The organism is Flavobacterium chungnamense (assembly GCF_039539165.1).
Taxonomy (GTDB): Bacteria; Bacteroidota; Bacteroidia; order Flavobacteriales; family Flavobacteriaceae; genus Flavobacterium; species Flavobacterium chungnamense.
In genome coordinates this window covers 81,050-93,971 of the sequence record NZ_BAABCS010000004.1, presented here as the reverse complement: position 1 = coordinate 93,971, position 12,922 = coordinate 81,050, and the positions used below count along the sequence as shown (strand labels likewise).

Below are 12,922 nucleotides of genomic sequence, written 5' to 3'. Positions count from 1 at the left end.
AAAGCGAATTTAATAATTTTTTTTAAAAATCAATACAAATGATAAAAAAAATTATGATTTCAGTTCAACTGTTTTGTTTTCACCATCCACAATAACTTTTGTTAAACCATGTTTTGATAATCCCTTCATGGCAGCATCCCATTTTTTTCCACTTAATGCAGATTTCTCTTTTAATTGACTTAATGGCTGATTATTTTCAACTTTTAATAGCTCAATAATGAACTTTTCGTCTTCAGTCAATTCCAATTGCTTTTTCTCTGGTCGCATTTGAGGAAAGAAAAGCACTTCTTGAATTGAAAGATTATTTGTTAAAAACATAATTAATCGATCCATTCCAATTCCCAATCCAGAAGTTGGTGGCATACCATATTCTAATGCTCTTAAAAAGTCCTCATCTATAATTCCGTTAGCTTCATCATCACCTTTTTCAGACAATGCCATTTGTACTTCAAAACGTTCACGTTGGTCAATAGGATCATTCAATTCTGAATACGCATTTGCGATTTCTTTTCCACAAACCATCAACTCGAAGCGTTCTGTTAATTCAGGATTATCTCTGTGTGATTTACACAATGGTGACATTTCTTTTGGATAATCAGTAATAAAAGTTGGTTGAATGAAATTTCCTTCACATTTTGCTCCAAAAATCTCATCAATTAATTTTCCTTTACCCATTGTTGCATCAACCTCAATTCCCATTGATTTTGCAGCTTCAAAAAGTTCTGCTTCCGTTTTACCAGAAATATCAAAACCTGTAAAGTTTTTAATGGCTTCGGTCATAGTAACCCTAGCATAAGGTGCTTTGAAACTTACTTTATGCTCGCCAAAAGTTGCATCAGTTGTTCCATTTACCTCATTTGCACAATATTCTAATAAATTTTCTGTAAACTCCATCATCCAGTTGTAGTCTTTGTAAGCTACATAGATTTCCATTGCAGTAAATTCAGGATTGTGCGTTCTATCCATACCTTCATTTCTGAAGTTTTTAGAAAATTCATAAACACCATCAAAACCACCAACGATCAATCTTTTAAGATATAATTCGTTTGCAATTCTCAAATATAATGGAATATCCAAAGCATTATGATGAGAAATAAAAGGTCTTGCCGCAGCACCACCAGGAATTGCTTGTAAAATTGGTGTTTCAACTTCCATGTATCCAGCAGTGTTAAAGAAATTTCGCATCGCTGTAAAAAGTTTCGTTCTTTTTACAAAAACTTCTTTCACATTTGGGTTTACAACCAAGTCAACATAACGCATTCTGTAACGCAATTCAGCATCATTAAAGGCATCGTGTACTTTTCCATCTTCATCAACTTTTGGCAAAGGCAACGGACGTAAAGTTTTACTCAAGAATGTAAAATTATCAACTCTTATACATTGAGCACCAACTTTAGTCATGAATAATTCTCCTTCAACACCAATGAAATCACCTAAATCGGTCAATTTTTTAAAAACCTGATTGTAAAGCGTTTTGTCTTCGCCTTCACAAATTACATCTCTATTAAAATACAATTGAATTCTGCCATCGCTATCTTGTAATTCGGCAAAACAAGCTTTTCCTTGATCTCGAACACTCATCAATCGTCCAGCAACATTAACCTTCTTACCTTCTTCAAAATTTTCCTTCACCTGTTTAGAAGTAGTGTTTACTGGATATAAATCCGCAGGATAAGGGTTAATTCCAAGAGTGCGTAAAGCATCAAGTTTTTCTCGTCTAATGATTTCTTGTTCTGAAAGTTGCATATAATTGTATTTAAGCGTGCAAAGATAGGTATTAGTTAGAAAGTTTCAAAACAACAATTTTCAAATTTATTTTGTAAAAGTAGCGAATGGCTTGGGCTTTATTTGTTATCTATTTTCCTGCCATCCATTCTATCTTTTTTTCTCGTTAAAAAAAAACGAGAAAAAAAGGATGCCATTTCTGTCAGGGCTAAATTGTAAACTTTTTGTATATTTGTAAAATAAATTAAATTAAAGATGAAATCAATAAAATTACTTTTTGCACTACTTCTTACGTTAGCTATGACGAGTTGTACCATAACAGAAAAAATGATTATTAATGATAATGGTTCGGGTAAATTTGCCTATGATATTGATGGTACTAAAATGATGTCTATGATGGGTAGCGCATTTAAAGGAGATGATAAAGAAGATACTAAAAAAGACAAAAAAGAAACGGTAAACAGAAAAAATAAAAAAGTAGTTGATAGTACTTTTACTTTCAAAGAAATGTTTGCAAGTAAACAAGATAGTATTTCTAAATTATCTCCAGAAGAGCAAGCCAAAATTAAAAAAATGGAACGCTTTAGTGTGAGAACCATTATTGATGAGGAAAAAGGAATAATGAATTATAGCATGTTTACAGATTTCAATTCAATTTCAGAACTTCAAGATGTAATGTCGCCAGTTGAATCAATGAAATCAATTTCTCCTACAGGTCAAAAATCTGGTGGAATGGGAATGGCTCCAGATGCCTTAGAAGACAATTCTTCTACAAGTTTCTTTTATGATGGAAAAACATTCAAAAAGACTGTAGCTAAAATTGAAAAGAAAAAAGAAGTTACTGAAGAAGCAGAAGAAGGTTCAGAGGATGATGTTGCTAATAAAATGAAAGAATCTTTAGATATGTTTTACGACCAATCTAATTTCAAAGTAGTTTATCAATTTCCAAAAGCTGTAAAAAAGATTTCTATTGAAAATGCACTTTATAGTGAAGATAGAAAAACAATTACCATAGAATATCCTTTGAAAGATTATATGGAAAATCCAGACAAGCTTAATTTTGAAGTGATTTTTGAATAATAATGAAATCGCCACAAACAAAAAATTTGTTGCAAACAAATACATTAAAAAAAGGCGATACCATATGTGACCGCTATAAAATCTTATTTTGCACATATGAATAAAAAAATAAAGATTCAAGATTTAGGTAAAAAAGATTACAAAGAAACTTGGGATTATCAAGAAGAACTTTTTAAAGGAATTGTTGATATAAAAATTCAAAATAGAAAAGAAAACACTTTGGTTGAAACGCCAAACTATTTTTTGTTTGTAGAACATCCTCATGTATATACATTAGGTAAAAGTGGAGATATATCTAATTTACTTTTATCAGAAAAACAACTTCAAGATAAAGGAGCTACTTTTTACAAAATAAATAGAGGAGGAGATATTACCTATCATGGTCCAGGCCAAATAGTAGGATATCCAATTTTAGATTTGGAAAATTTCTTTACAGATATTCATAAGTATTTACGATTTCTCGAAGAAGTAATTATTTTAACTTTAGCCGAATACAATATAACTGGAACAAGAAGTGAAGGTGAAACAGGTGTATGGCTAGATGTTGGAACTCCATTTGCTAGAAAAATTTGCGCTATGGGTGTTCGAGCAAGTCGTTGGGTAACCATGCATGGTTTTGCACTAAATGTAAATGCCAACTTAGGATATTTCGACAATATCATTCCATGTGGTATAAAAGGAAAAGCTGTTACATCATTACAAGTTGAACTTGGTGTAGAAAGTGTTAATGAAGAAGAAGTAAAAGAAAAAATTCAAAAACATTTCTCAAAATTATTTGAATCAGAATACTGCTAATTCAAAATCCTAAATCCATAATCCTAAATCAAAAATCAAAAGAAAGTTGTTCTGGTAACAATCTAAAGCTCATTCGGTGATATTTAGTTGTTCCATATTTTCTAATAGCTTCTCTGTGTTCTTTAGTTGGATAACCTTTATTTTGTTTCCAATTATACATTGGAAATTCTTCGTGTATTTTATCCATATATTCATCTCTGTAAGTTTTTGCCAAAACCGATGCCGCTGCAATACTCATATATTTAGAATCACCTTTTACTATAGTGCTGTATGGGATATTGTTGATAGGTTTAAATCTATTTCCATCCACTATTATATAATTAGGTATAGGATTTAACTTAACAACACATTCTTGCATTGCTTTTATAGATGCGTTTAAGATGTTTATTTCGTCAATGATTATAGGCTCCAAATGAGTGACAGCATAAGATATTGCTTTTTCTTCTATAATTGGTTTTAATTTTTCTCTAACCTTTTCAGACAATTGCTTTGAGTCGTTTAATAAATCTAATTTAAAGTCTTCAGGAAGAATAATAGCAGCGGCTGTTACAGGACCTGCTAAACAACCTCTTCCAGCTTCATCAGTTCCGCACTCATAAGGTGATTCAGAATATCTTAAACTTAACATAAAATTAATTTTGATAAAAATACAAATTTTAACGCAACCTTTTGCATAATTCTGCATCATAGTAATGTGTTGCAACCACAATGTTAGTAAACCGCTTAAAAAATTTAACAAAAATAAATTGTAATATTCCGAAGTATTATTTGTTTATTTAAGAAATTATTAAGAAGTTTGCGGAATAACTAACTCAAATAAATTTAATATGAGATCGAAGTTCAAATGGATTTTTACGCTATTAGTAGCGTTATCAATGCAGTTTTCGTTTGCACAAGAGAAAACTGTAACAGGTACAATTACCGATGGTAAGTTACCTTTACCTGGTGCTAATGTTGTTATTAAAGGAACAACTAAAGGAGTATCAACTGATATGGATGGAAAATTTTCTATCAAAGCAAAAGCAGGTGATGTTTTGGAAGTTTCTTCAATTGGTTATGATACCAAAACATTAACAGTAGGTGCAGCAAACAACTACAAAGTAGCTTTAAGTGAAACTGCAATCATCATGAAAGAGGTTGTAATTGGTGCTATGGGTATTAAAAGACCTAAAGATGCTGTTGTTGCTGCTTCAAAACAAATTGGTGCTAAAGAGTTAACTCAAGCGGCTAACCCTAATGCGATTCAGTCGTTGACAGGTAAAGTTTCTGGTTTACAAATTAACACTACTGGTAATGGTGTAAATGCTGATACTAGAATCCTTCTTAGAGGTAACAGATCTATCACTGGTGATAACCAAGCCATGGTTGTTATTGATGGAGCGGTTTCTTCTTCTACGGTTTTAGGTCAATTGCCTCCAGATGTAATTGAAAATGTAAACGTTATCAAAGGTGCTCAAGGTGCTGCATTATATGGAGCTCAAGGGGTTAATGGTGTGATTATTGTTACAACTAAAAAAGGAACTAGTAAAGATAAGTTTACTTTTGGATTCAACTCTTCAGTTGATTTTGAAAATGTAAGTTTCGTTCCACAAGTTCAACAAGAGTATGGACAAGGATGGGCTACGGATTTAGGTTTGTCTGGTCCTGGAGTTATTCCTACTAACGTTCCTTTTGAAAATGGTTCTTGGGGTCCTGCGTATAGTAATACAGCAGTTGGACCAATGGTTCCAACAGGTTTACCACAAGCAGATGGAAATTTCTTGATGACAGAATGGAAACCAATTAAAGATAATATCAAACAATTCTTTAAAACAGGTACTATTTATCAAACAGGTTTCAATTTTAATGTTGGAGGTCCAGAATCTTATGCTTTCTTGGCAATCAACAGACAAACAACAGATTTCGTTGTAGATAGAGATAAATTGGTAAGAAATTCATTCTTGTTCAAAGCAGGTAAAAAAGTAGGTAAATTTAACATTGATGGTAATGTTAACTATATCACTCAAAGAACTTCTGAAACAAATGATAATTTATTTGATGATTTAATTCAAACTGCATCTACTGTTCCTGTTGGTAAATTTGGTGATTTAGGTGGTTTAAACCAACATCACTGGACGGTTTACGCTACATCTCCTTATTGGACTATTAAAAATGAAAGAATTGATAACAGAGCTGATACCTTTAATGGTGTGCTTAACTTAGGTTATGAGTTTAACAAAAATATTAGTATAAATTATACTGGTAATGTTCAAATGAGAAATAGTGATTTTCAAACTCATAGAAATGCATTTTTGGATGAAATAAATACTCCATATGATTTTGGTGCATATAGTTATTCAGGATCTTCTAATTACACTTATTCTGATTTATTAGGTGGAGGTGGAGCTGGTGCGATTACATCGTACTATTTTGCAAACCAATCTACTACTAGAAACATCTATGGAGATTTATTAGTTAACTTTAATTATGATTTAACTAAAGATTTGAATCTTAAATTTAATATTGGTAACAATATTCAAGATAGATTGTTTAGAGAAACTTCACAAGGTGGTGAGAATTTAGATGTTGATGGTTTTTATCACATATCTAATGTTCTAAACACTTACAATCCTACAGCGTTAAGAAATGCAGGATATAATAACCGTGTTATTAGAACTAGACGTGTTGCTGGTTTTGTAAATGCTGACTTAGCTTACAAAGATTACTTATTTTTGAATGCTACTGGTAGACTTGAACAATTCTCAGCTGTAAAAGATTCATACTTTTATCCATCTGTAGGGGTTTCGTTTATTCCGACAAAAGCTTTCGAAAGTTTAAGAGGTAATAAAGTATTAAATTATGCTAAATTAAATGCTTCTTACACTTCTGTAGGTAATACATCAGCTGTTGCAGCTTATGATACAAATGAATTAACTAAAATTCCATTAGGATTTCCATTTGGTAATTTGTCAGCATTAGGTTTTGATGATACTGCTACTTCTCCAAATATTAAACCAGAATTTGTTAATACTTTTGAAGTTGGTGCACAATTTGGATTTTTTAATGATAGAATTACATTAGAAGGTTCTTACTATGTAGCTAACACTAAAGATTTGATTACAAGAAAAACTGCTTCTGCAGCATCTGGTCTAATAAATGTTTTAGATAATGTTGGTGAGTTAGAAAATAAAGGTTTTGAAATTGACTTAGGTTTGGTACCTGTTAAAACAGCTAATTTCAGATGGGATTTAAGAACTAATTTATCTTCTTACAAAACTAAAATTATTAAATTAGCTGATGGTGCTTTAAGTGTTAACTTACAACAGCCTTTTGCACAATTCGGTATTTTTGCAGAAGTAGGTGAAGAGTTTCCTTTAATTAAAGGTACAACTTATGTGAGAGATGCAAATGGAAATGTAATAGTAGATGCAAATGGTAACCCAACTAGAAATTCTACATTTACTAAATTAGGTAAAGGTGTGCCAGATTACATCATTGGATTAACAAATTCATTTGAATACAAAGGATTGAAATTAACAATGGTTGCTGATTTTAGAACAGGTGCTTCTACTTGGTCTGAAGCTAAAAACTTATTGTATTTTACAGGAGGTGATTTAGATACTGCAGGTTATGACAGAGAACAAGGTTATGTTATTCCTGGAAGTGTAACAGCTACTGGTGCTGCTAATACTGTTCCAGCAAATAACGACGCTAGTTATGCAGGAGTTTTAAATTATTTTACTTCTGTACATAGACAAGTTGGTGAAACAAGTGTTATTGATGCTGCTGCTCTTAAAATTAGAGAGTTGTCATTAAGTTATGCTTTGCCTAAAAAATTGATTGAAAAAACAGGTTTAGAATCATTTAGAGTTGGTGTTAATGCAAGAAATCCATTTATTTTCTTAGCAGATGGTACACTTATCAAAGCTAAAAATGGTCTTGAAAACAACAGTTATGGTGATCCTGAAGCATCTAATACTACAGGAAATGCTCAAGGGTATATGAACATAGGACAGTATCCATCTACTAGAACTTTAGGTTTTACTGTTAATTTAACTTTTTAAAAAAAGATTATGAAAAGAATTAAAATTTTAATGCCGATATTGGCTTTAGCCTTTTTCTCGTGCGATGACTATTTAGATATAAATAGTCCTAGTCCTAACGATTTAGCTTTTACTGAAGCTAAACCAAGTAAGTTGTTACCAGGAGCTCAAGTATCTACTTATAGAGTTCAGGCAACTACTATGAATCAGTTAGGTAATGTTTTTATGAACTCATGGACAAGAAATGTATTTTCTTTTGGAAATGGTTATGATAGAGAGTTACAATTACAAATTGATAACGGTTTCTACACTGGTATATGGGATGGACTGTTCAGAAATTTAAAGAATTTTGACGCTATCATTAAGTATCCAAATCCTAATGGGAAGTATGATATGTATGTTGCCGCTGCAAAAATTTGTAAAGCACACTATATGCAAGAAATTGTTGATTTGTATGGTGATGCTCCATATTCTCAAGCTTGGGCAGGTGGTGCTAATACTACACCAGCTTACGATGATGACTATGCAATTTACCAATCTTTAATTGCTGAATTAGAGGACGCAAGAGATTTGATTGCTAATGCTGATCCATCTGTTAACGAAGATATTGCTCCTTACGATACAATGTTAGGTGGGGATATGGCGAAATGGGCTGAGTTTGCTAATACTATACAATTAAGAATGTGTTTACGTATGTCTGAAGTTACTGGTGCCAAAGCTACATTTAGAGATACTAAATTAGCAGATATTGCTGCTGGTCCATTTTTATCAGACAATGTTAGTATTAATCCTGGTTTCTCTGATGCTTCTAATGATAATATGAATCCTGAATTCAATTTTTATGAGTATGATGCTGCTGGTAACTTAGCACAAAACAGAACTTTCAAAACAATGTCTGGACATGCTTACAAAGCATTACAATCTTATGCTACAACTAACTATCCTGCTGCAGGTTCTCAAGAAATAATTGCAGGTTCAGGTGTGTTTTATCCAAACGTTACAGATCCACGTTCTGCTAGATTGTTTACTGCTGCTCCATCTAACCCTAGAAGAGCTGTAAATCAAGGTAGTTCACTTGTTGATGTTGGTCCTGCAACTGCTACTTTCCCAGGTTTACCATGTAGATTCGGTTTAGGTAACTATAATGCTTATGGAACAACTCATGCAGGTGCTACTATTGGTGACTATGCTACAACAGATGGTTTTGTAATGACTTATTCAGAGTCTTGTTTCTTACAAGCTGAAGCTGCTTTAAGATATCCTTCTTTATTCTCAGGTGGTTCTACTTGGTTTAATGCAGGTATTCAAGATAGTATGGATATGAAATTCGTTGCTGCAGGTTCTTACATTGCTACAATTAATACTAAACCAAACTTTGGTTGGACTGGTACTGATGCTCAAAAATTGCATGCAATTATGTATCAAAAATGGGTTGCTTTAATGGGTGTTAACAACTCTATTCAATCGTATATCGATTATACTAGAACAGGTTATCCATTAACTCCACTTTCTACTAATGCAGTTCAAACTCGTAAGCCATATAGATTAATCTATCCAGTTTCTGAGTATGTTGCAAATAGTGCTAACGTTCCTGCAATGTCTTCAACTGAAGTATTTACTATTAACAGTAAAACTCCTTTCTGGGTTCCAGGTGCGCCTAACTAAGAATTATCTTAAGTTATTACACTTATATAGTATTAAAGACCGTCATTTATTGACGGTCTTTTTTTTGCTTTATATTATGATTTTCAATTAGTATAGTTTATAAACAATTGTCTATTTTTGTTGCTTTGTATTTATTATGAGAAGATTATATTTTTTATTGTTGTTTATTCCATGCTTACTTTTATCTCAAGAGAAAGGAAAAGAAGATAAACGTAAGAGTTTGGTAAAAACCGCTGAGCAGAAAGCAAAAGAGCAAGCTAGAAAAGCACCTATTACTTCGTATAAAATTATCTCTATTGAAAGGGATACTACTTTTGTTGACACCACTCTTGCAATAAAAAAGGAGTATGATTATAATTATTTAAGAAGAGACATATTCGGTTTGATGCCATTTCCTAATGAAGGTCAAACATATAATACTTTAAATTTTGGATTAAATAAATTTAATGCTTATCCTGAATTCGGTTTTAAAGCGAAACATTTTAATTATTTAGAAGTAGATGATATTAAGTATTATTCGGTTGCAACGCCATTAACCGAGCTATATTTTAAAACTGTAATGGAGCAAGGACAAAATGTTGATGCTTTAATAACCTTAAATACATCTGAACGTTTTAATTTTTCAATTGCTTTCAAAGGATTAAGATCCTTAGGAAAATATATTAATCAACTTACAAGCGCAGGAAATTTTAGATTTACATCAAGTTATTTTACCAAGAATAATAAATATCATGCTAATTTCCATTTCACAGGTCAAGATTTGCTCAATGGCGAAAATGGAGGTTTGACAATTCCTTTAGATTTTGAAAGCGAAGATGATGCCTTTAAAAATAGACCTCGTTTGCAAGTTTTTCTCTCTGACGCAAAGTCTTTCTTAAAAGGTAAACGACTTTTTTTAGACCATAGTTTTAGAATCAACTCTAAAGATGCCAACAACAATTTATTTATAACACATCAACTTAATTATGAACATAAATTTTTTGAATACAATCAAGTAAGTTTAAACTCTGAAATTGGAACAGGTACGGGTGTTTTCAAACGTTTTGGTGATGTTCCTTCAGCAGCCTATACAAAAGTAAACGATCATACAAGATATGATAGATTATATAATAAGGTTGGAGCTATTTACGAGAACAAAACGCTTGGTAAGTTTCAGTTCTTTATAGAAAATTTTAATTACAAGTATTTTTATAGTTTAGTGCAAACTGTTGGAAGTGTAACTTTTCCTAACCAATTAAAAGCAACTTTTAACTCTATTGGAGGTCAATACGAATACCGAAAAAATAAATGGAATGGAAAGGCAATGCTGTCCAATTCAATTTCAACTCAAGCTTTTAGAAATTTTGATGCTAATTTAGATTACCAAATAAATGATAAAAATAAAGTTTCCTTTCAATATCAAAATGTAAGTAAACTTCCAAATCATAATTACACACTCAATCAAAGTACTTATATCAATTACAATTGGTTAAATAATTTTAAAAACGAAAAAATTAATAATATAGTTGTAAATGCTAACACTCAATGGATTAATGCTACTGCACAATTGACAACACTTACTGATTATTTGTACTTTCAAGATATTCAACAAGTTACAAATCAGCAACTAGTTACGCCTCATCAATATTCTGGAACTATTAATTACCTTTCATTAAAAGCAGCGAAAGAATTTAAATACAAAAAATGGGCTCTTGATAATACTTTTCTATATCAAAAAGTAACTCAAAAAGACACGATTCTAAATGTACCAGAATTAACTTTAAGAAGTACCATTTATTTTTCAGATAATGTTTTCAAAAAAGCAATGTTTCTGCAAACAGGTATAACCATAAACTATTTTACAAAATATTATGCCAACGATTATAACCCAATCTTAGGTGAGTTTTTCGTGCAAAATGAAAAGCAAATAGGAAATTTTCCAATGTTAGATTTCTTTGTAAATGCCAGAATAAGACAAACCAGAATTTTTCTTAAAGCTGAACATTTTAATTCAAGTTTTACTGGTAATACATACTATTCCGCTCCCAACACACCTTTTCACGACTTCATGATTCGATTTGGTTTAGTTTGGAATTTCTTTCAATAATTTTATTCAGAAACGAATCGCTTGCGAGTTTTACAAAACCATTTTCCTGCTGTCCGAGTTACACGGTAACTTCTCCCATCAGGGTTAAGCAGTATTCCATTTTCTCTAAAATCAAGGTGTTGTAAAACGATTTTATTATCAATATCTTTGCTACATCAAATTAAAAATATGAATTATTCAGAAAATATATTAGGAACTATAGGTAATACACCTTTAGTAAAACTAAACAAAGTAGTTGAAGGTATTGACGCTTTAGTACTTGCTAAAGTTGAAACTTTCAATCCAGGAAATTCTACAAAAGATAGAATGGCTCTAAAAATGATTGAAGATGCCGAAGCCGACGGAAGATTAAAACCAGGTGGAACAATAATCGAAGGAACTTCTGGAAACACAGGAATGGGATTAGCTCTTGCAGCCATTGTAAAAGGATACAAATGTATTTTTGTAATTACAGACAAGCAATCCAAAGAAAAAATGGATATCCTTAGAGCAGTTGGAGCAAAAGTAATCGTTTGTCCAACAGATGTTGAGCCAACAGACGAACGTTCTTATTATTCTGTTTCTAAAAGATTAGGAACAGAAATTCCAAATTCTTGGTACGTAAACCAATACGATAATCCATCGAATGCAACAGCACATTACGAACAAACTGGTCCAGAAATTTGGGAACAAACCGACGGTAAAATTACCCATTTCGTAGTTGGTGTTGGAACAGGAGGAACGATTTCAGGAATTGGAAAATATTTAAAAGAAAAAAATCCAAACATCAAAATCTGGGGAATTGATACATATGGTTCTGTTTTCAAAAAATACCATGAAACTGGAATATTTGACGAAAATGAAATCTATTCCTACATAACAGAAGGTATCGGAGAAGATATTCTTCCAAAAAATGTAGATTTCTCGCTTATTGATGGATTTACAAAGGTTACCGATAAAGATGCAGCAGTATATACAAGAAAAATAGCTCTTGAAGAAGGAATTTTTGTTGGAAACTCAGCAGGTTCTTGTGTAAAAGGATTACATCAATTAAAAGAACATTTCAAACCAGAAGATGTTGTAGTTGTTTTGTTTCACGATTCAGGAAGTAGATATGTAGGTAAAATGTTCAATGACGATTGGATGCGTGAACGTGGTTTCTTAGATGAAGAAATTACAAAAGCAGAAGATGTAATTAAAGACCACATTGATAAATCTCTTGTTATTGTTCGTACAGAAGAGTTAGTTTCGCATGCTATTGAAAGAATGAGAAAATTTAAAATCTCTCAAATTCCAGTAATAGACATCAATGGATTCGTTGGTTCAGTAGACGAATCAGATTTGTTTCAAAGCTACGTTTCAGATAAAAATGTTGCCGATAAGCCTATCAAAGAAGTTATGGGTAAACCTTATCCAATTGTTAAACTAGGTACTCCAATTGAAGAAGTTTCCAAACTTTTTACAAAAGAGAATCAAGCTGTTCTAGTAGATTTAGGAAATGGAAAACATCATATCATTACAAAATATGATATCATTGGCTCCATAAAATAGTAATTAATCAAACCTACAA

8 protein-coding genes are annotated in these 12,922 nt (G+C 31.8%); 6 read left to right on the top strand and 2 right to left on the bottom strand.

Annotation, left to right across the window (positions count from 1 at the left end):
- Nucleotides 1-51 precede the first annotated feature (51 nt).
- Nucleotides 52-1,746: a lysine--tRNA ligase gene (gene lysS, locus ABD771_RS02705; RefSeq protein WP_345090280.1), complete on the bottom strand. Its 1,695-nt coding sequence runs from the start codon at nt 1,744-1,746 to the stop codon at nt 52-54.
- A gap of 234 nt (nt 1,747-1,980) precedes the next feature.
- Here lysS and ABD771_RS02700 point away from each other — a divergent pair, with 234 nt between their 5' ends.
- Both ABD771_RS02700 and lipB read left to right on the top strand, forming a co-directional pair.
- Nucleotides 1,981-2,805 carry a hypothetical protein gene (locus tag ABD771_RS02700; protein ID WP_345090277.1) on the top strand — a complete coding sequence of 275 codons (825 nt, stop codon included), beginning with the start codon at nt 1,981-1,983 and terminating at the stop codon, nt 2,803-2,805.
- Between the two features lie 96 nt (nt 2,806-2,901).
- On the top strand, nt 2,902-3,600 hold the full coding sequence (gene lipB / locus ABD771_RS02695) for a lipoyl(octanoyl) transferase LipB (RefSeq protein ID WP_345090274.1): 699 nt from the start codon (nt 2,902-2,904) through the stop codon (nt 3,598-3,600).
- A 28-nt stretch (nt 3,601-3,628) separates the two neighbouring features.
- Here lipB and ABD771_RS02690 read toward each other — a convergent pair whose 3' ends face one another.
- A complete protein-coding gene (locus ABD771_RS02690) occupies nt 3,629-4,228 on the bottom strand; it encodes a ribonuclease HII (RefSeq protein WP_345090271.1) in 600 nt (199 codons plus the stop codon).
- Nucleotides 4,229-4,427: 199 nt separating this feature from the next.
- Here ABD771_RS02690 and ABD771_RS02685 point away from each other — a divergent pair, with 199 nt between their 5' ends.
- The 4 genes from ABD771_RS02685 to ABD771_RS02670 all read left to right on the top strand — a co-directional run bounded on the left by ABD771_RS02685 (nt 4,428) and on the right by ABD771_RS02670 (nt 12,903).
- Complete coding sequence (locus ABD771_RS02685) at nt 4,428-7,643, top strand: SusC/RagA family TonB-linked outer membrane protein (RefSeq protein ID WP_345090268.1); 3,216 nt, start codon at nt 4,428-4,430, stop codon at nt 7,641-7,643.
- A gap of 9 nt (nt 7,644-7,652) precedes the next feature.
- Nucleotides 7,653-9,287, top strand: coding sequence for a SusD/RagB family nutrient-binding outer membrane lipoprotein (locus ABD771_RS02680; RefSeq protein WP_345090265.1), 1,635 nt, complete (start codon nt 7,653-7,655; stop codon nt 9,285-9,287).
- Nucleotides 9,288-9,423: 136 nt separating this feature from the next.
- Nucleotides 9,424-11,373, top strand: coding sequence for a putative porin (locus tag ABD771_RS02675; protein WP_345090262.1), 1,950 nt, complete (start codon nt 9,424-9,426; stop codon nt 11,371-11,373).
- Between the two features lie 168 nt (nt 11,374-11,541).
- Entirely contained in the window at nt 11,542-12,903 is a 1,362-nt protein-coding gene (locus ABD771_RS02670) for a pyridoxal-phosphate dependent enzyme (RefSeq protein WP_345090259.1), read from the top strand.
- Nucleotides 12,904-12,922 lie beyond the last annotated feature (19 nt).